The sequence below is a fragment of the Kocuria sp. CPCC 205258 genome, assembly GCF_040981005.1.
GTDB lineage: Bacteria > Actinomycetota > Actinomycetes > Actinomycetales > Micrococcaceae > Kocuria > Kocuria rosea.
In genome coordinates this window covers 475,745-495,018 of the sequence record NZ_JAVKPS010000001.1, presented here as the reverse complement: position 1 = coordinate 495,018, position 19,274 = coordinate 475,745, and the positions used below count along the sequence as shown (strand labels likewise).

Here is a 19,274-nt window from a genome sequence, read left to right as displayed (position 1 = left end):
CTTGAGAAAACCCTGTGGCACCGGGCCCGGGCCGGGGCCGCCACGGAGCGGGAGGGGGAGGGCCCGACGCACGACGTCATGACGGGCCCGGAGGAGGGGCTGCGCTCAGCTCCGCAGCCGGGCCACGGCGTCGTCCTGGTGCAGGATGTCCTGGCGCATCTCGTCCTCGAGGAAGGCCAGCAGCGCGCGGGAGAGCTCCGAGTTCTCGGAGGCCACGGCGTCCCGGGCAACCGCGGCCCGGAAGTCGTGGGCGAACGCGTCGATCGCGGTCTGGGCCACGCAGCTGTGCGTGGAGATCCCGCAGAGCATCAGGTGGGTGGCGCCCAGGTTGCGCAGCCGGGCCGCGAGGTCCGTGTCGAAGAACGCGCTGTCCCGGGTCTTGACCAGCCCCGTCCCGCCCTCGGTGTCGAGACCGGCCACGTACTCGGACTGCTCCGTGCCGGGGAACGCGAAGCCCTGCCCGTCGTCGTGCATGTTGACGGTCCACGTGGAGCCGTCCCGCTCGTGCTGGGTGCGGATCAGCACGATCGGGCAGCCGCCCTCGCGGGCCGCCCGGATCAGCTCGTTGACCTTCTCCGTCACGGGCTCCCGCTGCTCCTCGAGCTCGGGGAAGTCGAAGTACGAGTTCTGCATGTCGATGACGAGCAGGGCGGTGCGGCCCTGCGCCGGGTGCTGGGGCATGGCGTCTCCTCCGGTGGGGGAGAGCCCCGGGCGGGGCTCCCGCGGACAACGATCTGATCAGCAAACTTACTACCATCGGGCGCGCGGCTCCACCCGCTCCGGGGCTCCGGTAGCCTGAGGCGCATGGCCTATCACGCGGACGCCCTCGAGCTCGAGGGCAAGGAGATCCTCACGTGGGAACGCTTCGGCGAAGCGACCCATGAGCTCGCCCAGAGCGTCGTGGACAGCGGCTTCCTGCCGGACATCATCATCGCGGTGGCCCGCGGCGGTCTGCTCCCGGCCGGTGCGCTGTCCTACGCGATGGGGGTCAAGCTCTCGGACGCGATCAACGTGGAGTTCTACACCGACGTCCACCAGACCCTGCCGGACCCCGTGCTGCTCGCCCCGATGCTGGACACCGAGTCCATCGCGGGCCGGAAGCTGCTCGTCGTCGACGACGTGGCCGACTCCGGGCGGACCCTCGCCCTGGTGCTGGAGCTGCTGCGAGGCCTGGGCGCGGAGGCGCGCTCCGCCGTCATCTACGGCAAGCCCCGCTCCGTGATCCGGCCCGACTACCTGTGGAAGGCCACCGACGACTGGATCGTCTTCCCCTGGTCGGCCGCCCCGCCCGTCACCGCCGGCGCCTGACCGCCCCCGGGCCGGGTTCCACCCGGGCCGCTCCTCATCCGGTCAGCGCAGCGCCGCCCGCACCCCGGGGTGGCCGGCCACGACGAGCCACACGACGTTGACCGCGACCAGGACGGTGGTGCTGAGCCCGGGCAGCAGGTGCCCGCCCAGCAGGAACACCGCCAGGTCGAAGAGGTCGCCGAGCACGGCCAGGGAGCAGAAGACGATGCCGAGGATCCAGCCCCACTGCAGCTGCTCGCGCAGCGGGAACCAGACCAGCGCGTAGAGGGCCGTCGTCAGCACCACGCCGAGGAGCGCCAGCGCGGCGGACAGCCCGGCGCCGGGGAGCCCCGGGACCCGCACCAGGTCCTCCATGCCGGGGAGCTGGGCGCTGGGGCCCGCGACCGCCTGCACTAACGTGTCCGCCACGTTGACCGCGAACGAGAGCAGGGTGAGCCGCAGCAGCAGGCGCAGCCGGGCCGTCATCGGCGGCCCGGGCGGGACCGTGCCGGGACCCGGTCCGCCGGGGAGCCGCGGGGGCGGCCCGCCGCCCGGACGGTGCGGGCCGCCGGGACCGTGCGGGTGCTGGCTCATGGCCTGTGCCTCCTGGCGCGCGCGAGGTGTGCTCACCGCCGAACCTACCGCTCCCTGCCCCGTCCGGCACGAGTTTCCAGGGATCGTCCCCCGCGGGACCTCCCCGGGGCGGCCCGTGCGACGTGGATCACCCGGGGTAGGCTGGCACGGTAGGCACCGACGGCGCGACCGCTCGTCGGTCGTGCGCGCACCCGTGACGACCGACCAGCCAGGAGCAGCCGCGACATGACGACTCAGCACGACCGGACCGCCGCCCCCGACCGCCACCGCGCCGAGGTGATCGACGCCCCGCTGCGTGCGGACGTCCGCCGCATCACGACCCTGCTGGGGGAGACCCTGGCCCGCCAGCGCGGCGAGGAGCTGCTGGAGCTGGTCGAGCAGGTCCGCCGGCTCACCAAGGACGCGAAGGACGCCAAGGCCTCCGGGGCCGACGACGCCGCGGGCCAGGTCCGCGACCTGCTCGGCTCCCTGCCCCTGGACCGGGCGACGGACCTGGTGCGGGCCTTCGCCCACTACTTCCACCTGGCCAACGCCGCCGAGCAGGTGCACCGCGTGCGCGTGCTCGGCCGCCGCCCCGAGGACGAGGGGTGGCTCGCCGCGGCGGTCGCCGACGTCGCCGCCGAGGCCGGTCCCGACGCCCTGCGCGAGGCGGTGGGCAGCCTGGACGTCCGGCCGGTGTTCACCGCGCACCCCACCGAGGCCTCCCGGCGCTCCGTGCTGACCAAGATCCGGCACCTCTCCGACATCCTGGCCCGCGAGACCGCCGAGGGCTCCGCCGCGCGCCGCAGCCAGGACCGGCGCCTCGCCGAGCTGATCGAGCTCCTGTGGCAGACCGACGAACTGCGCCAGAACCGCCCCACCCCGCTCGACGAGGCCCGCAACGCCCTGTACTACCTGCGGGAGGTCCTCACCGAGACCATGCCCGTGCTGCTCGCGGACCTCGAGGACCAGCTCTCGCAGCACGACGTGCACCTGCCGGCCGGCCCCCCGCCGCTGCGCTTCGGGTCCTGGATCGGCGGGGACCGGGACGGCAACCCCAACGTCACCCCCGAGATGACCCGCCGGGTCCTCCAGCTGCAGGGGCAGGCGGCCGTCGACATCGCCCTGAGCTTCCTGGACGTGCTGGTCTCCCGGCTGTCCTCCTCCACCGCCATCGTCGAGGTCGACCCCGAGCTGCGCGAGTCCGTGGAGCGGGACGTGGCCCACCTGCCCGGTCTGGACCCGCGGGTCCTGGAGCTCAACGCGCAGGAGCCGTACCGGCTCAAGCTCACCTGCATCAAGGCCAAGCTGATCAACACCCGCCGCCGGTTCGCGGAGGAGACCGTCCACGAGCCGGGCCGGGACTACCGGACGACCGCCGAGCTCGTGGCCGACCTCGACGTGGTGGCACGCTCGCTGCGGCACCACGCGGGCGCGCTCGCCGCCGACGGCTCCCTCGCCGCGGCGACCCGCACCATCGCCGGCTTCGGCCTGGGCCTGGCCACCCTGGACGTCCGCGAGCACGCCGACGCCCACCACGAGGCCGTGGGGCAGCTGCTCGACCGGCTGGGCGAGCTGGACCAGCCGTACGCGGACATGGACCGGGGGACGCGCGCCGCGGCGCTCGCCGGGGAGCTCGCCGGCCGCCGCCCGCTCGCCCCGCCGGGTCTGTCCACGGGCGCCGTGCACCTCGACGGCGACGCGGACCGGACGTTCGCGGTCTTCCGGGAGATCGCCCGGGCCCAGGAGACCTACGGCGAGGAGATCGTCGAGACCTACATCGTGTCCATGACCCGCGACGCGGACGACATCCTGGCCCCCGTGATCCTGGCCCGCGAGGCCGGGCTGGTGGACCTCACCGGCGAGCAGGACCGCGCCACCCTCGGTTTCGCACCGCTGCTGGAGACCGTCGGGGAGCTGCGCCGCTCCGCGGAGGTCATCGACGAGCTGCTCTCCGACCCGGCCTACCGGCGGGTGGTCGCGGCGCGCGGGAACATCCAGGAGGTCATGCTCGGCTACTCCGACTCCAACAAGGAGTCCGGGGTGATGACCAGCCGGTGGGAGATCCACCGGACCGAGCGCCGGCTGCGGGACGTCGCCGCCCGGCACGGTGTGCGGCTGCGGCTCTTCCACGGCCGCGGCGGCTCCGTGGGCCGCGGCGGCGGCCCCACCCACGACGCGATCCTCGCCCAGCCCAGCGGCGTCCTCGCCGGCGAGATCAAGTTCACCGAGCAGGGCGAGGTGATCAGCGACAAGTTCTCCCTCCCCGCCCTGGCCCGGGAGAACCTCGAGCTGTCCCTGGCCGCCGTGCTGCGCGCCACGGCGCTGCACCAGGACCCCCGCTCCACCGAGGAGGAGCTGGACCGGTGGGGCGAGGTCATGGACGTGGTCAGCGACGCCGCCTTCGCCTCCTACACGGGCCTGGTCGAGGACCCCGACCTGCCGGAGTACTTCCTGTCCGCCACCCCGGTGGAGCAGCTGGGCGCGCTGAACATCGGCTCCCGCCCGGCCAAGCGCCCGTCGTCGGACAAGGGCCTGTCCGGGCTGCGGGCCATCCCGTGGGTCTTCGGCTGGACGCAGTCCCGGCAGATCGTGCCCGGCTGGTTCGGGGTGGGCTCGGGCCTGCGCGCCGCCCGCGAGGCGGGGATGGAGGGGGACCTGCGCACCATGCTGGAGCGCTGGCACTTCTTCCGCTCCGTGATCTCCAACGTGGAGATGACCGTGGCGAAGACCGACCTGGAGATCGCCGCCCACTACGTCCGGGCGCTGGTGCCCGAGCGGCTCCAGTACGTGTTCGAGGTGATCCGCCGCGAGTACGAGCTCACCCTCGACGAGCTCGCCCGGCTCACCAGGCAGGCGGAGCTGCTGGACGGAAACCCCACCCTGAAGCAGACGCTCGAGGTGCGGGACCAGTACCTCGACCCCATCTCCTACCTGCAGGTGGAGCTGCTCCGCCGGATCCGGGAGCAGGACGCCGAGGGCCGAGAGGTCGACGAGGGCCTCCAGCGGGCCCTGCTCATCACCATCAACGGGGTGGCCGCCGGCCTGCGCAACACCGGCTGACCGCCCGGGCCGGGCGGCGGCGCGAGGGACGCGGCCGCCCGGACCCGGTCCGCGGGCGGGAAGACGTCCGCGGCCCGGCCGGACCGGGGGCCGGATCAGGGGACGGGCAGCAGCAGGGCGACGGCGCCGAGCACGGACAGTCCCGCCCGGAGGTGGTTGGCCCGCGTCCACGGCCGCGCGTAGGCGGACCACACCACGGTCCGGCGATCGGTGCGGGCCAGCCGGGTGTTGAGCGGGACGTTGACCGCCACGGTCAGGACCCAGCCCGCCAGGGAGGCCAGCGCACCCAGCACGCGCAGCGGCCCGCCGGGTGCGGAGAGGCTCGTGCCGACCACGACGAGACAGGCCAGGGCGGTGCTGAAGAACAGGACCAGGAACGGCGCCCGCACCGCGGCCCGGTTGACGGCGATCATCGCCGAGGCCGCCGCGCCGCCGGGAAGGCGCCGCAGCGCCGGCATCACCACCAGGGAGAACGCCAGGTAGAACCCGCCGACCAGGCCCGAGCCGATCCCGGCGACCAGCGCCGGCCACGTCTCCACGCCGCGGGGCTCAGTCGCCGACGGCGTCGCGGCCGCGGCGCACGATCAGCGGATCGGCCGGGTGGACCACGGACGGGTCCTTGTCCTCGTAGTCGAACTGGTCCAGGAAGAAGCGCAGCGCGTTGATCCTCGCCCGCTTCTTGTCGTTGGACTTCACCGTGGTCCACGGGGCGTGGTCGGTGTCCGTGCGCAGGAACATCTCCTCCTTGGCCTCGGTGTAGTCCTCCCACCGGTCCAGGGAGGCGAGGTCCTGCGGGGACAGCTTCCACCGGCGCACGGGGTCGATCTGACGGATCGCGAACCGGGTCCGCTGCTCCTGCTGGGTCACGGAGAACCAGAGCTTGGTGAGGTGGATGCCGGAGTCCACGAGCATCTTCTCGAACACCGGGGCCTGGTCCATGAACCACGCGTAGTCCTGCGGGGTGCAGAAGCCCATCACGGGTTCCACCACCGCGCGGTTGTACCAGGAGCGGTCGAAGAGCACCATCTCCCCGGCGGTGGGCAGGTGGCGGATGTAGCGCTGGAAGTACCACTGCCCGGCCTCGCGGTCCGAGGGCTTGGTCAGGGCCACCACCCGGGCGGCGCGCGGGTTGAGGTACTCGGTGAACCGCTTGATCGTCCCGCCCTTGCCGGCGGCGTCCCGGCCCTCGAACACGATGACGTGCTGGAGGTCGTGGTCCTGGCCCCAGTACTGGAACTTCAGCAGCTCGATCTGGAGCTTGTACTTCTCCAGCTCGTACTCCTCCCGGCCCATCAGCTCGTCGTAGGGGTGGTCCTCCCGCCAGGTCTCCACGGCCGAGCCCCCCGGGTCGATGAGGTCGGGGTCCTCCTCGTGCCCGTGGGGCACGGTGTAGCCCATCTGCGTGAGGTGGTCGATGAACTCCCGCAGGTTCTCCCGCACGGCCCACTGGTCGGCGGGCATCCACTGCCGTTTTCCGTCGGGCATCGGCCGTTCCTCTCCGGTCAGGGTCTCTTGAGCGCAGTGTAGGCGTGCTCATCCTGACCCGCCCGGACGGCGGGCACATGACCGCCCGGTGAACACCAGGGGCTCGGTCCTCCTGCCCCGCCCGGGGCCGGCCGTGCAGGCCCCGGGCGGTCGGCTACGGGGCCTCGCCCGCGGCACCGTCGACGTCGACGCTGACGTCGTGGCCGACGGCGGTGCCGTGCTCCACCGTCCGCGAGACCGTGCAGTACTTGTCGTGGGACAGGGTGACGAGGCGTTGGACCATGCCGGCGGCCTTGCGGCCGGCGGCGTCGTCGGGGAACGCGAGGTGGAAGGAGAGGTGCAGGTCCTCCAGTCGGTTCGCCCCGTTCTCCTCGATGATCTTCCGTCCGGTCGCCTCGACGCGGAACTCCGAGGGCTCCGAGCTGCGGGAGGTCGCGACGTCCACGTCGATGGCCGAGCATCCGGCGATGGCGGCCAGCAGGAGCTCCACGGGGGACAGCAGGCCCTCACCGCGGCCGAAGGCGATCTCGGCCCCCTCGGCGTTGCGGGCGGTGTAGTGGCCGGTGGCGGTGCGGGTCAGCTCGACGGAACGCGGGGCGGGGTCGTTGATCTCACTCATGCACCCATGATGCCAACCCCGCTCGCGTCGGCGGTCCCGGCACCGCCCCCCGGGCCCGGCGGAATAGGCGCTGCGGCCGTCACCGTTGACGTGGGAACGTCACCGTCCAGCGCCCAGGAGGCCGGCTTGTCCCCATCACGACCGGCGCACGACGGCCACGAGCCCGAGGAGCCCGAGCAGAACCACCTGGACGCCGAGCTCGAGGCGCTGATCGCCGATTACCGCCGGCTGCACCAGGACGATGCCCGTCTGCGCCGGATCGAGCGCATCATCCACGCCGCCCGCCGATCCGCCGACGAGGAGTCCGGGGACCGTGCCGGCGAGATCCGCGAGGAGCAGATCGCCCCCGTGCTGAGGGTCCAGGACGCGCGGCGCGTCGCCGCCGGGCTGCTGCGCACCGAGGAAGACATGAGGGCCTACGCGGCCCGTTTCGCCCGGCGCAGCACCGAGAAGGACCCGGCGGGACGGGACCTGGAGCGCCAGGCGCACGCGCTGGACGCCGCGGGCCGGAACTGGGTGCTGATGATCGGCCAGAACCGTGACCACGGACTGGTCGCCTGCCGCTTCGTCCGGGAGAAGGGCATCCCGCACGCCCGCGTGGTGTCCTTCACCGCGGAACGGCTGAGGCTGCCCATCCTGGTCGTCGAGCTCGGCCTGGACGAGGAGGGCCCCTGCCCCGGATGAGCTCTGCGCCGCGGGCGGTGGCCGGGTGCGCGGGGCACGCCACGACGGGCCCACCTCCGACGACCAGGGGTCAGGTCCGCGTCGCCAGCACCAGCTCCGTGAGCGCGCTGAGCAGCGGCTCCTCCACGCCCAGGGCGGGCGCCTGCCCGAGCGCCCCCACGGGATCGCGCCGCACGGCCTCGTGCACCCGCCGCTTGACCTCGTAGCCGATCTGGGCGTCGTTGAGCAGGTCGAAGACGCGGTCCGCGGGATCCTGGGCGGCCACGGCGCCCAGTCCCGCCGACCGCACCACGATGCGCGCCCCGGGGGCGACCCCCTCGACGGTGACCGAGGTGCGGTGCCCGCGCACACCGTTCCCCCGCCGGTCGGTGCGGACCGGGACGGTCCTCCCGTCCACCGTCACGGTCGGCTCCACCGGCTCCTCGAGGCCGATGAAGGTGAGGGTCCAGGCGCGCGCCGCCGGCAGGCAGCCGAGGTGGCCCTGGGCCGGGCCGACCGTGAACTCACCGGCGGCGGCGTCGAGAGCGAGCGGGGTGCGCGCCCAGCGGGCCGGGTCGAGGCCGTCGCCGCTGTCGTCGTCCTCGTCCAGGACGGTGCGGTGCGAGGCGCCGGTGACCACCAGGACCTCCAGCTCCCCGGGATTGCCGGGGCCCGGCGCGGCGTCGTCGTCGGACCCCGCGAGGGGCACGATCGCGCCGGCGCGGGCCAGGACGGGCACGTCGTCGAGGCTCCGGTGCAGCACGAGCTCCCGCCCGCCGTCGTAGACGGTGCCCGTGAACAGGTCCGTCCAGGACCCCTCCGGCAACCACACCGGCACCGCCGCGCGGGTGACCACGGGGTCCGCGGGGGAGGTGACCGGGGCGACCATCAGCTCGGGCCCGAACAGGTACTGGTGGCCGTACCGGTAGGCCTGCTCCGCCTCCGGGTGCTCGTGGTACAGGGGCCGGACCAGGGGGACGCCCTCCACGGCGGCGGCCCGGTTGGCGGTATGCAGGTAGGGGACCAGCCGGTGCCGCAGCCGGAGGCCGCGCTCCATGGCCTCCGCGTAGGGGGAGCGGTAGCGCCACGGCTCCTTGGCGATGAAGTCGTTGTCGCCCGAGTGCAGGCGCAGGATCGGGGAGAACACCCCGAACTGCAGCCAGCGGGTGGCCAGCTCGTCGTCGCGGGCGCCGAAGACGTGCCCGCCGATGTCGTGGCTCCACCAGCCGAAGCCGATGTTCGCCGCCGTCGCCGTGAAGTACGGCTGGAACGCCAGGGAGGCCCAGGAGATGACGGTGTCCCCGGAGAAGCCGACCGGGTAGCGGTGGCTGCCGGGCCCGGCGTAGCGGGAGAGCGTCAGCGGACGGGACCCGTCCGCGCCCGAGTCCAGGAAGTGGTAGTGGTTGAGCACCCACAGGGGGTCCACCCCGGGCAGCCGCGAGTGCGGCCCGGACTGCCAGTCGATCCACCAGAAGTCCACGCCGTCGGCCTCCAGGCCGCGGTGCAGGACCTCGAAGTACGCGGCCACGAAGTCCCGGTCGGTGACGTCGAAGGCCACGGGCTCCTCCGAGCCCGGCTCGCGCCCCAGGGCCTCGAGCATCGCGGGGTGCGCGTCCTCGAAGGAGCGCACCCCGTCGGCCGGGTGCAGGTTGAGCGTGACCCGGTAGCCGTGCTCGTGCGCCCACGCGAGGAAGCCTCGCGGGTCCGGGAACAGCTCCCGGTTCCAGGTGTAGCCCGTCCAGCCCGAGCCGTGCCGGCGCTCCACGTGCTCGTCCGTGAGGTGCCAGTCCATGTCCACCACCAGCACGGAGAACGGCAGGCGGCGCCGGTCGAACTCGGCGACCAGCTCCCGGTACTCGGCCTCGTCGTAGGCGTGGTACCGGCTCCACCAGTTGCCGAGCGCCCAGCGCGGCAGGACGGGCTGCGGCCCGGACAGGGCGTAGAGGTCGCGCAGCGCCTGCCGGTGGTCGTGGCCCCAGCCGAAGAGGTAGAGGTCCACGGCGCCCTCCTCGGGCGCGCGCGGCGCGTACCAGCCGTCGTCCGTGAGCAGCACCGAGGCGGAGTCGTCGATCACCCCGAAGCCCTCGCGGGACGTGATGCCCGGTTCGAGCGGGATCGGGCCGTCGGCCTCGTCCAGGGTGCGCGCCGTCCCGCCCAGGGTGGGGGCGGGCACGCCGTAGCGCCACACGCTGTGGTAGCTGGTCACGCCGCCGCGGATCTGCGCGGACAGTCCCGTCGGGCTGAAGGCCCGCTCGTCGTAGCTGAGGTGGATCCGCTCCGTGCTCAGCTCGAGCCCGGCCGCCGTGCGCCGCACCCGGAAGTCCGGCACCGGGAACCGGCGGTCGACGGCGAACGCGGACGGGCGGTCCTCGAAGCGGCCGGCGGGACTGTACTCCAGGCGCAGCAGCCCGGGGCTCAGCACGCTGATGCGGTAGTGCTCGCCGGCGACGACGGCGCCCGGGTCCGCGGTGCCGGCGCCGGTGGGACGGAAGTGGGGGAGGGGCATGCATCCACCCTAGGCGGACCGGGGCGGGAATAATCCGGGACGGGCGCCGCTTGACGGTAGTAGTTCAAATTTGAAAGAACAGGGCGGGCCGTCCGGCCAAACGCCGCCGCGGAGCAGGAGGACCACATGCAGTTCGGCATCTTCACCATCGGGGACGTCACCGAGGACCCCACCACGGGACGCACCCCCACCGAGCACGAGCGGATCAAGGCCACCGTCGAGATCGCGAAGAAGGCGGAGGAGGTGGGCCTGGACGTCTTCGCCACGGGCCAGCACCACAACCCGCCGTTCGTGGCCCCGGGGAACCCGCCCGTCCTGCTGGCGAGCATCGCGGCGCAGACCGAGCGGCTGCAGCTGTCCACGGCCACCACCCTGATCACCACCACCGACCCGGTGCGCATCGCGGAGGACTACGCCTACCTGCAGCACCTGACCGACGGCCGCGTGGACCTCACCATGGGGCGGGGCAACACCGGCCCGGTCTATCCGTGGTTCGGCCAGGACATCCGCCAGGGCATCCCGCTGGCGATCGAGCACTACAGCCTGCTCCACCGGCTGTGGCGGGAGGACGTGGTCAACTGGCAGGGCCGGTTCCGCGGCGCCCTGCAGGGCTTCACCTCGACCCCGCGCCCGCTCGACGGCGTGGCCCCCTTCGTGTGGCACGGCTCGATCCGCTCCCCCGAGATCCCGGAGCAGGCCGCCTACTACGGCGACGGGTTCTTCCACAACAACATCTTCTGGCCCGCCGAGCACACCCGGCGGATGGTGGAGTTCTACCGGGCCCGCTTCGAGCACTACGGCCACGGCTCGGCCGACCAGGCGATCGTGGGCCTCGGCGGCCAGGTGTTCATGCGCCGGAACTCCCAGGACGCCGTGCGGGAGTTCCGCCCCTACTTCGACAACGCCCCCGTCTACGGGCACGGGCCGTCCCTGGAGGACTTCACCACGCAGACGCCGCTGACCGTGGGCTCCCCGCAGCAGGTCATCGAGAAGACCCTCGGGTTCCGCGACTACGCGGGCGACTACCAGCGCCAGCTGTTCCTGATGGACCACGCCGGCCTGCCGCTCAAGACCGTCCTGGAGCAGCTCGACCTGCTGGGCGAGGAGGTCGTGCCGGTGCTGCGCAAGGAGTTCGCCGCGCTCAAGCCCGCCCACGTGCCGGAGGCCCCGACCCACGCCTCGCTGCTGGAACGCCACCGCGCCGGCCAGGACCCGGTGCCCGGCGGCGCCGAGGACTCGCCCGCCGGGCGGGCCCGCGCCGCGCAGGCCGCGGAGCCGACCACGGGGCGGACCACGGAGAAGGCCCACCGATGAGCGTCCGGAACCCCACCGGGACGACGACGCCGGACCCCGCCGCGGCGCGCCCGCTCACCGTGGCCGTGGTGTCGGCGGGGATGTCCGACGCCTCCTCCACCTCGCTGCTGGCCGACCGGCTCGCCGAGGCCGCCCGGAACGGACTGGCCGGGACGCCGGTGCGGATCGAGCGCGTGGACCTGCGCCCGCTGGCCCACGCCGTCGCCGACCACCTGCTCACCGGGTTCCCCGGTCCGGAGCTGCGGACCGCCCTGGACACGGTCGCCGGGGCGGACGCCCTGATCGCGGCCACCCCGACGTACAAGGCCTCCTACTCGGGGCTGTTCAAGTCCTTCTTCGACCTCGTCGACGACGCCGCGCTGGAGGACGTGCCCGTGCTGGTGGCCGCGACCGGGGGCACGGCACGCCACTCCCTGATGCTCGACACCGCCATGCGCCCCCTGTTCACCCACCTCAAGGCGCTGGTGCTGCCCCTGGGGGTCTACGCCGCCACCGAAGACTGGGCCGGCGGATCGCTCGAGTCGCGCATCCGGCGGGCCGGCGCGCAGCTGGCGCGCTCGATCGCGCCGGGAGCGCAGCCGGCCGGACGGGCGGCCGGCGAGGTCCCGGCCGGCGCGGCCGGGTCCGGGCGGGGCGGCGGGTTCGAAGGGGTCCCCGACTTCGCGGACCTGCTCGCCCGGGCCGGCCGGTGACCGGCCGTCCGGCGGCCGCGCCGGAGCCCACAGCCGCTCCGGAGCCCGCGGCCCGCCCGTGGGACGTGTGGCAGCTGTTCTTCGAGACCACCGCCCGGCTGACCACGGAGATCGAGGCGCGGCTCAAGGAGCACGGCTGCTCGCTCATGGACTACCAGGTGCTCCTGCTGCTGCGCAACGCCGAGGACCACCGGCTGCGGATGGGGGAGCTGGCCCAGCGGCTGGTCTTCTCCCCGAGCCGGCTCAGCTACCAGATCGGCGTGCTGGAGAAGCGCGGCTGGGTGCGGCGCCGGCGCTGCGCCGAGGACGCGCGCGGCCTCGAGGCCGAGCTCACGGAGGAGGGGCTGCGCGCGTTCCGGCGCCTGCGGCCCGCCCACGCCCGCGACGTCGAGGAGCTGTTCCTCCGTGCGCTCGAGGGCGACGACGCCGACCGGCTGGCCGCCGTCATGGACCGGCTGGCCCGCCGGCTGGCCTGAGGACGGCACGGCGGCGTCCCGGTCCGCGAGCTCAGCGCAGCGCGGCCCGCACGCCCGGCCGGGCGGCCACCACGAGCCAGGCCACGTCCACGGCGGCCTTGAGCGCGCCCGTCACGAGCCCGATCGACGTGCCCGCCGGGACCACGAGCAGCAGCACGGCGTTGACCACGGTGGTCAGGAGCGCCATGGACGCGAAGACGATGCCGAGGATCCACGCCCACTGCCGCTGCTCGCGCAGCGGGAAGTACACCAGGGCGTAGAGCCCGGCGGTGAACCCGAGGCCGAACAGGAGCGAGATGGCGAGGACGACCGTCCCGAACGCCCCTGCGGACAGGCCGGTGTACTGCTCGGGCGCCGCCAGGTACCCCACCGCGCTGCCGAGGACCGCGACCACGAAGGACGCCACGGTGAGCCGCAGCAGCAGCCGCAGATCGGCCGTCACCGGCGGACGGGGCGGGCGGGCCGTCGCGTAGGGGAGAGCGCCGGGCGGCGGCGGGCCGCCGTGGCCCCGGGGCTGGTGGGGCTGCTGGGACATCGTCGGTGCCTCCTGACGCACGGGCCTGACACGGGGAGGGCCCTGCGCAGGGCCCAGCACCGAACCTATCCGCCGGAATCGCATTCGCGAACACCCGGCGGCCCCGTGGCCCCCGTGCGGCGGAGCATGACGCCCGGACCCGCTCAGGCGGGGGAGGTCCCGGCCGCGACGAGCGCCGCGGTCGCCGCCGCGATCGCCTGCTCCTCGTCGGTGGGCACCACGAGGACCTCCAGTGCGGATCCCGGCGCGGAGATCCGGCGGACCTCCCGCGAGCGGGCGGCGTTGGCGTCGTCGTCGAGCACGACCCCGAGGGCGCCCAGCCGCCCGCAGACGCGGGCGCGGAAGGCCGAGGCGTTCTCCCCGATCCCGGCCGTGAAGACCAGCGCCTGCGCGCCGTCCACGGCCACGTGGTAGCCGCCCACGTACTTCGCCAGACGGTGGGCGGCCATCTCCAGGGCCAGCTCGGCGCGCTCGTCGCCGCGGTCGGCGGCCTCCTGGACGGCGCGCATGTCGTGGTCGCCGGCGATCGCCCGCAGACCGGACTCCTTGTTGAGCACGGCGTCGAGCCGCTCGGGGGTCATCCCCGGGTCCCGGCGCAGGACGGCCGTGACCACGGACGGGTCCAGGTCCCCGGTGCGGGTGCCCATCACCAGGCCCGCCAGGGGGGTGTAGCCCATCGACGTGTCGTAGGAGGCGCCGTCCTTGACCGCCGTCACCGACGCGCCGTTGCCCAGGTGCGCCACCACGCAGCTGAACCGCTCGCGCGGGACGCCCAGGAACTGCGCCGCCTGACCCGTCACCCAGTCGTGGGACGTGCCGTGGAACCCGTAGCGGCGGATCCCCCACCGCTCGTAGAACTCCTCCGGCACGGCGTAGCGCCACACGTGCTCGGGCATGGTGCGGTGGAACGCGGTGTCGAACACGCAGATCTGCGGCAGGTGCGGCCACGTCTTCTGCACGGCCCGCAGGCCCAGGACGGCGGCGGGGTTGTGCAGGGGCGCCAGCGGGACCAGCCGCTCGATGTCGCGGATGATCTCGTTGGTCGCGAGCACCGGCGCGGAGAAGCGCTCGCCGCCGTGGACCACACGGTGGCCCGCGGCGTCGATCGTGCGCCCCTCCAGCTCGGTCTCGAGCCGCTCCGCGAGCAGCTCGAGCGCCTGCGTGTGGTCCACGATCCGCGAACTGCCGATGTTCTCGATCAGCCCTGAGGCCAGCACCGTCCCGCCGTCCGCACCGGCCTCGAGCTCCCGGACCTGGTACTTGAGCGAGGACGAGCCGCAGTTGACGACGAGCACGAGCATGGAGGACTCCCTGGGGCGGTGGCGACGGGCATGGGGACGGGGACGGTGCGAGCGGTGGGCCGGTGGGTCACATGCCCTGCGCCTGGATCGCGGTGATCGCGACCGTGTTGACGATGTCGTCCACGGTGCACCCGCGCGAGAGGTCGTTGACGGGCTTGCGCAGCCCCTGCAGCACCGGGCCCACGGCCACGGCGCCGGCCGACTGCTGGACGGCCTTGTAGGTGTTGTTGCCGGTGTTGAGGTCCGGGAAGACGAACACGGTCGCCCGGCCGGCCACGGCGGAGCCCGGCAGCTTGGAGGCCGCGATCGAGGCGTCCACCGCGGCGTCGTACTGGATGGGGCCCTCCACCTCGAGCCCCGGGTCCGCGCCGCGCACGATCTCGGTGGCCGCCCGGACCTTGTCCACGTCCTCGCCGGAGCCGGACCCGCCGGTCGAGTAGGACAGCATCGCCACCCTGGGCTCCACCCCGAACTGGCGGGCGGTGCGGGCGGAGGCGAGCGCGATGTCCGCGAGCTGCTGCGCGTCCGGGTTGGGGTTCACGGCGCAGTCGCCGTAGACCAGGACGCGGTCCTCGAGGAGCATGAAGAACACGGAGGAGACGATCCTCACGCCCTCGGAGGTCTTCACGAACTCCAGGGCGGGGCGGATCGTGTTGGCGGTGGTGTGCGCGGCGCCGGAGACCATGCCGTCCACGTCCCCCATCTGCACCATCATGGTGCCGAAGTAGGAGCCGTCGAGCATCCGCTCCAGTGCCGTCTCCGGCTGCACGCCCTTGTGGGCGCGCAGCCGCACGTACTCCCCGGCGTACTTCTCGCGCAGCGCGTCGTCGTGCTCGAAGTCCACGAGGGTCAGCCCGTCCTCGGCGAAGTCGAGGTTGATGCCCTCCGTCTGGCACAGCTGGGCGATCCGCCCGGGATCGCCCAGGACCGTGAGGTCGCAGAAGTTGCGGCGGTGGATCATCTCGGCGGCCCGCAGGATGCGGGGGTCCTCGCCCTCGGGCAGCACGATGTTCTTCCGGTCCGCCCGGGCTGTCTCGACGAGCTCGTGCAGGAAGCGCAGGGGCGTGCGCTTGGCCGGGCGCGGCAGGTCGAGCCGGCTCACGAGCTCCTCGCCGTCCACCCGCCGGGCCCACTCGCCGAGCGCGGCCGCGACCTTGCGCGGGTGCGCCCCGGAGAGGGTGCCCCGGGTCCGGGACACCTCCCGGGCGGCCCGGTAGGTGTCCAGCCCGGTGGTCAGCACGGGGAACGGCGCCGCGGCGGTGAGCTCCCGGATCCGCCCCTCGGTCTCGAAGCCGCCCGTGAGCAGCATCCCGGAGGGGACGGGCAGGGCGGGGGAGAGGGCGGAGGCCAGGGACGCGACGACGATGTCGGAGCGGTCCCCCGGCGTGATGACGAAGTCGCCGTCGGCGAGCTGCTCGAGGTAGTGGCCCACGGTCATCGCGGCGATCTTCACGCCCTTGACGTCCCGGTCCAGGGAGACCGCGGACGGGCCGTCCCCGAACCCGTGCCGGTCCCGCAGCTCCGCGACGGTCGGCGCGGCCACCGCCTCGTTCTCGGCGATGACGTACACGGGCAGGCCCCGCACGCCGCGGGCGGCGTTGTGCTCGATCTGCTCCACCCAGTCGGGGCGGGCGCGGTTGACGATGACCGCGAAGATGTCGCACCGCACCTGGTTCAGCTCGGCCCGGGTGACCTCGACCGCGTTGAGCACGTCCTCGGGGCTCTCGGACTCGTCGGCGCCGATCACGGCCAGCACGGAGGCGCCCAGGTTGTTGGCCATCCGGGCGTTCATGTCGAACTCGGCGGTGGCCGCGTTGTGCGCCAGGAGGTCGGTGCCGTCCACCACGATCACGTCGCAGTGCCGGGCCATCTCGCCGTAGACGGTCACGGCCATCGCGTCGAGCTCGTCGTGGTCCCCCGCGGCGAGCAGCTCCCGGGTGCGCGCCAGGGAGATGCCGCCGCGGCAGCGCTCGTCCGGGAGGTCGAAGTTGCGCTTCATCAGCTGCACCATCGGGTCCTCCGCCGGGGTCTCCCCGAGGTGGACGGGCCGGAAGTAGCCCAGGCGGTCCGTCTTGCGGAACAGCGAGTCGGCCAGGCCGAGGGCCACGAGCGACTTGCCGGACTGCGGCGTCATGGCGCTGACGTAGATGCCTTGGGTCATGGTGGCGGGGTCCTCCGACGGTCGGGCTGGGTCCGTGCCCAGTCTAGATATCCCACGGCCAGATGGTGTCAAGCGGCGCTGACCAGGAGGCTGGGTTCGTTCCGGTGGGCCCAGGCGATGCCCTCGTCGTAGGGGGTTTGGTGGCGCAGGCAGCCGTGCAGGATGCCCACCAGCCGGTTCGCTACGGCGCGCAGGGCTTGGTGGTGGGTGGCGCCCCGGGCGCGGCGTTCGTCGTAGTAGGCCCGGGCTCCTGGCGAGGCGCTCAGGGCGGCGAAGGCCTGGAAGTACAGGGCGTCACCGAGACGGCGGTTGCGGGCGTAACGGGCCAGCACGGCTCTCTTCTTGCCCGAGGCGCGAGTGACCGGGCTCATCCCGGAGTAGTTCTTCCTCGCCCGCGCATCAGCGCCGCGGTGAGGATCGTCCCCGAACTCGGCGAGCACCTTCGGCACCGAGAACGACACCGAGGCCGGGTTGGCTACGGTAGATCTCGGTGTCCGGGTGCCGGCCAAAACACTGCTGGAGCTGTTCCTGCAGTGCCTCGATCTGCGTGCTCAACGCGGTGATGACAGCGATCAACGCCCCGGTGGTGGCGGTGTAGGCGGCCTCGATCCCCGCGCGGGCCGGTAGGTGAGGGTGGTGTAGGGCAGCCACGATCTGCTCGGCCCGGGCAGTGACATTGCGTTGCCGGCCGGCTGTCCGCAACAGGATCTGCACCCGTTCGGCGCTCAGTCGCGCCCCCGCGGCCGGCCCGGGCGCGGCGGTGAGCACCGCAACAGCATCACGGCCGGCCAGGTCGGTGCCGAAGGCCGCCAGGGCGGCAGGGTAGTACTCCCGCAGTCCCGAGCGCAGCGTGTTGACCTGCCGCTGGCGGGCCCAGATCAGCGACTGGTGCGCCCGGGCCAGAACCTTGACCTCCTCGGCGATCGCGCTGTCACCGGTGATCGGGCGGTGATGGGCCCGGTCCGTGCGCACGAGCTCGGCCAACACCAACGCATCACCGGGGTCGGACTTCGCCCCTGAGGTGCCGTGCCGGTCCCGGTAGCGGGCCGCCTGCAACAGATTGATCGCGTAGACGGTGTACCCGGCGGCCAGCAGGGCCTGCACCCACGGGCCCCGATCGGTCTCGATCCCCACCACCACCGCGGCCGCGTCGTCGTCCTCGCCCAGGTGGTCGGCGATCAACCCGTGGAGCTTCTCCACCCCGGCCACGCCCTCGGGCAATCGCTGGCGGACCAGCCGTTTGCCGTCGGCGTCGATCACCGCGACGTCATGGTGGTCCTCGGCCCAGTCATCGCCGACGAACAGCATCGTGGCCTCCTGCACTCGTGCCGGTGTGAACACCGAGCCAGCAGAGGAGGACCGGGGCGCGACCTAATGGATCAGTGCTCACCGGCACGACATCCCACCAGCGCTTCACGCCTCCTCACCTACCGGCAGGGGCACGATCTAGACATAGGCCTACAACGGGCCTGGGCCCAACAGTGCTCACCTGCCGATGGCTCGGACACCCAGTCTGCCCCGCCAGGAGACAGCCGGTGTAACCCCATTAGGGCCCGCCCGCCGGAGGACCGGGTGCGGGGCCGCTCAGGCGAGGGAGAGGAACATCTTCTCCAGCTCGGCCTTGTCCAGGCTCGGGTCCTCCGAGCGCAGGCACTGGTCCAGGCCCGTGGCGATGATGGAGAAGCCGGCCTTGTCGAGGGCGCGGGAGACCGCGGAGAGCTGCGTCACCACGTCCTTGCACTCGCGGCTCTCCTCGAGCATGCGGATGACGGCGCCGAGCTGGCCCTGGGCCCGCTTGAGCCGGTTGATGGTGGGGGTGAGGTCCTGGGGGTCGAGTTGCACGGGGCGCTCCTGGGTGTGGTGGTTGCTCCGACGATTCTATACCCCCTGGGGGATCTTGCATACCCAGGGGGGTATGGTGCATCATGGAGTCACACCCACCGTCACCCCGGAAGGAACTGCCGCATGACCTCGAAAGTCGCCCCCGCCGAGCTGAAGTCCTGGATCGAGTCCGGAGAGGAGGTCGCCGTCCTCGACGTGCGCTCCGCCGCCGAGTTCGCCGCCGAGCACATCGACGGCGCCTACAACGTCCCCGTCGACCTCGTGGCCGACCACGCGCAGGACATCGCCGCGGCCCTCGGCGGCAAGGTCGCCCTGATCTGCCGCTCCGGCGCCCGGGCCACCCGCGCCCAGGACATCCTTTCCTCGGCCGGCACCGAGAACACCTACGTCGTCGACGGCACCGTCGACGACTTCGAGAAGGCCGGCGGCGCGGTCGTCCGCGGCGCCTCGGCCTGGGCCATGGACCGTCAGGTCCGCATGGTCGCCGGCTCGCTCGTGCTGGCGAGCGTGGTGGGCGGGCAGCTGGTCTCCCCGAAGCTGCGCGCCGTCGCCGCGGGCGTCGGCGGCGGGCTCGCGTACTCCGCGCTGTCCAACACCTGCGCCATGGCCAACGTGCTCTCGAAGATGCCCTGGAACCAGGGCGCCAAGGATCCCTCCAAGGACGCCGTGCTGGAGCAGCTCGCCGCCCAGTGATCCGCCGGGCCGACCCTGCGGACTGATCCGCCGGCCCCGCCGCCACGCCGTTCGCGTGGCGGCG

At 73.2% G+C, this 19,274-nt stretch carries 17 protein-coding genes and 1 pseudogene; 7 read left to right on the top strand and 11 right to left on the bottom strand.

Features of this window, described 5'->3' with window-relative positions; translation table 11 throughout:
- Positions 1 to 105: 105 nt before the first annotated feature.
- Positions 106 to 681: a cysteine hydrolase family protein gene (locus RF644_RS02305; RefSeq protein WP_368795196.1), complete on the bottom strand. Its 576-nt coding sequence runs from the start codon at positions 679 to 681 to the stop codon at positions 106 to 108.
- A gap of 123 nt (positions 682 to 804) precedes the next feature.
- Between RF644_RS02305 and RF644_RS02300 the strand changes: the two genes are divergently transcribed.
- Positions 805 to 1,308, top strand: coding sequence for a phosphoribosyltransferase (locus RF644_RS02300; protein ID WP_368795195.1), 504 nt, complete (start codon positions 805 to 807; stop codon positions 1,306 to 1,308).
- 42 nt (positions 1,309 to 1,350) lie between these two features.
- Here the strand turns inward: RF644_RS02300 and RF644_RS02295 are convergent, their stop codons facing one another.
- A complete protein-coding gene (locus tag RF644_RS02295; RefSeq protein WP_368795194.1) occupies positions 1,351 to 1,881 on the bottom strand; it encodes a hypothetical protein in 531 nt (176 codons plus the stop codon).
- A gap of 225 nt (positions 1,882 to 2,106) precedes the next feature.
- Here RF644_RS02295 and ppc point away from each other — a divergent pair, with 225 nt between their 5' ends.
- The gene (gene ppc, locus RF644_RS02290) at positions 2,107 to 4,923 is read left to right on the top strand and encodes a phosphoenolpyruvate carboxylase (protein ID WP_368795193.1); all 2,817 of its coding nucleotides are present in this window, start codon (positions 2,107 to 2,109) and stop codon (positions 4,921 to 4,923) included.
- A 95-nt stretch (positions 4,924 to 5,018) separates the two neighbouring features.
- Here the strand turns inward: ppc and RF644_RS02285 are convergent, their stop codons facing one another.
- The 3 genes from RF644_RS02285 to RF644_RS02275 all read right to left on the bottom strand — a co-directional run bounded on the left by RF644_RS02285 (position 5,019) and on the right by RF644_RS02275 (position 7,027).
- Positions 5,019 to 5,462 (bottom strand): DUF1772 domain-containing protein, encoded by a 444-nt coding sequence (locus RF644_RS02285; protein ID WP_368795192.1) that lies wholly within the window; start codon positions 5,460 to 5,462, stop codon positions 5,019 to 5,021.
- Positions 5,463 to 5,472: 10 nt separating this feature from the next.
- Positions 5,473 to 6,408, bottom strand: coding sequence for a polyphosphate kinase 2 (gene ppk2 / locus RF644_RS02280; RefSeq protein ID WP_035925478.1), 936 nt, complete (start codon positions 6,406 to 6,408; stop codon positions 5,473 to 5,475).
- 154 nt (positions 6,409 to 6,562) lie between these two features.
- Positions 6,563 to 7,027 carry an OsmC family protein gene (locus RF644_RS02275; RefSeq protein WP_368795191.1) on the bottom strand — a complete coding sequence of 155 codons (465 nt, stop codon included), beginning with the start codon at positions 7,025 to 7,027 and terminating at the stop codon, positions 6,563 to 6,565.
- A gap of 126 nt (positions 7,028 to 7,153) precedes the next feature.
- Between RF644_RS02275 and RF644_RS02270 the strand changes: the two genes are divergently transcribed.
- The gene (locus RF644_RS02270) at positions 7,154 to 7,711 is read left to right on the top strand and encodes a hypothetical protein (protein ID WP_368795190.1); all 558 of its coding nucleotides are present in this window, start codon (positions 7,154 to 7,156) and stop codon (positions 7,709 to 7,711) included.
- Between the two features lie 70 nt (positions 7,712 to 7,781).
- Here RF644_RS02270 and RF644_RS02265 read toward each other — a convergent pair whose 3' ends face one another.
- On the bottom strand, positions 7,782 to 10,196 hold the full coding sequence (locus tag RF644_RS02265; RefSeq protein WP_368795189.1) for a TIM-barrel domain-containing protein: 2,415 nt from the start codon (positions 10,194 to 10,196) through the stop codon (positions 7,782 to 7,784).
- A gap of 126 nt (positions 10,197 to 10,322) precedes the next feature.
- Here RF644_RS02265 and RF644_RS02260 point away from each other — a divergent pair, with 126 nt between their 5' ends.
- The 3 genes from RF644_RS02260 to RF644_RS02250 are packed head-to-tail and all read left to right on the top strand — an operon-like array spanning position 10,323 to position 12,678.
- The gene (locus RF644_RS02260) at positions 10,323 to 11,510 is read left to right on the top strand and encodes an LLM class flavin-dependent oxidoreductase (protein ID WP_368795188.1); all 1,188 of its coding nucleotides are present in this window, start codon (positions 10,323 to 10,325) and stop codon (positions 11,508 to 11,510) included.
- Complete coding sequence (locus tag RF644_RS02255) at positions 11,507 to 12,202, top strand: CE1759 family FMN reductase (RefSeq protein WP_368795187.1); 696 nt, start codon at positions 11,507 to 11,509, stop codon at positions 12,200 to 12,202. Before RF644_RS02260 ends, RF644_RS02255 begins: the two co-directional genes overlap by 4 nt.
- Positions 12,199 to 12,678: a MarR family winged helix-turn-helix transcriptional regulator gene (locus RF644_RS02250; protein WP_081994310.1), complete on the top strand. Its 480-nt coding sequence runs from the start codon at positions 12,199 to 12,201 to the stop codon at positions 12,676 to 12,678. The genes RF644_RS02255 and RF644_RS02250 overlap by 4 nt, the downstream gene beginning before the upstream one ends.
- A gap of 31 nt (positions 12,679 to 12,709) precedes the next feature.
- On the opposite strand, the gene RF644_RS02245 is transcribed toward RF644_RS02250, so the two are convergent.
- The 5 genes and pseudogenes from RF644_RS02245 to RF644_RS02225 all read right to left on the bottom strand — a co-directional run bounded on the left by RF644_RS02245 (position 12,710) and on the right by RF644_RS02225 (position 18,517).
- Positions 12,710 to 13,213, bottom strand: a complete 504-nt coding sequence (locus tag RF644_RS02245) for a hypothetical protein (RefSeq protein ID WP_368795186.1) — start codon at positions 13,211 to 13,213, stop codon at positions 12,710 to 12,712.
- 143 nt (positions 13,214 to 13,356) lie between these two features.
- Positions 13,357 to 14,514 (bottom strand): acetate/propionate family kinase, encoded by a 1,158-nt coding sequence (locus RF644_RS02240; RefSeq protein WP_368795184.1) that lies wholly within the window; start codon positions 14,512 to 14,514, stop codon positions 13,357 to 13,359.
- 67 nt (positions 14,515 to 14,581) lie between these two features.
- Positions 14,582 to 16,675: a phosphate acetyltransferase gene (pta, locus tag RF644_RS02235; protein WP_368795183.1), complete on the bottom strand. Its 2,094-nt coding sequence runs from the start codon at positions 16,673 to 16,675 to the stop codon at positions 14,582 to 14,584.
- A gap of 68 nt (positions 16,676 to 16,743) precedes the next feature.
- A pseudogene (locus RF644_RS02230) lies at positions 16,744 to 17,983 on the bottom strand (IS110 family transposase).
- A gap of 276 nt (positions 17,984 to 18,259) precedes the next feature.
- Complete coding sequence (locus tag RF644_RS02225) at positions 18,260 to 18,517, bottom strand: metal-sensitive transcriptional regulator (RefSeq protein WP_017832999.1); 258 nt, start codon at positions 18,515 to 18,517, stop codon at positions 18,260 to 18,262.
- A gap of 123 nt (positions 18,518 to 18,640) precedes the next feature.
- Here RF644_RS02225 and RF644_RS02220 point away from each other — a divergent pair, with 123 nt between their 5' ends.
- The gene (locus tag RF644_RS02220; protein ID WP_284563198.1) at positions 18,641 to 19,210 is read left to right on the top strand and encodes a rhodanese-like domain-containing protein; all 570 of its coding nucleotides are present in this window, start codon (positions 18,641 to 18,643) and stop codon (positions 19,208 to 19,210) included.
- Positions 19,211 to 19,274: the final 64 nt, after the last annotated feature.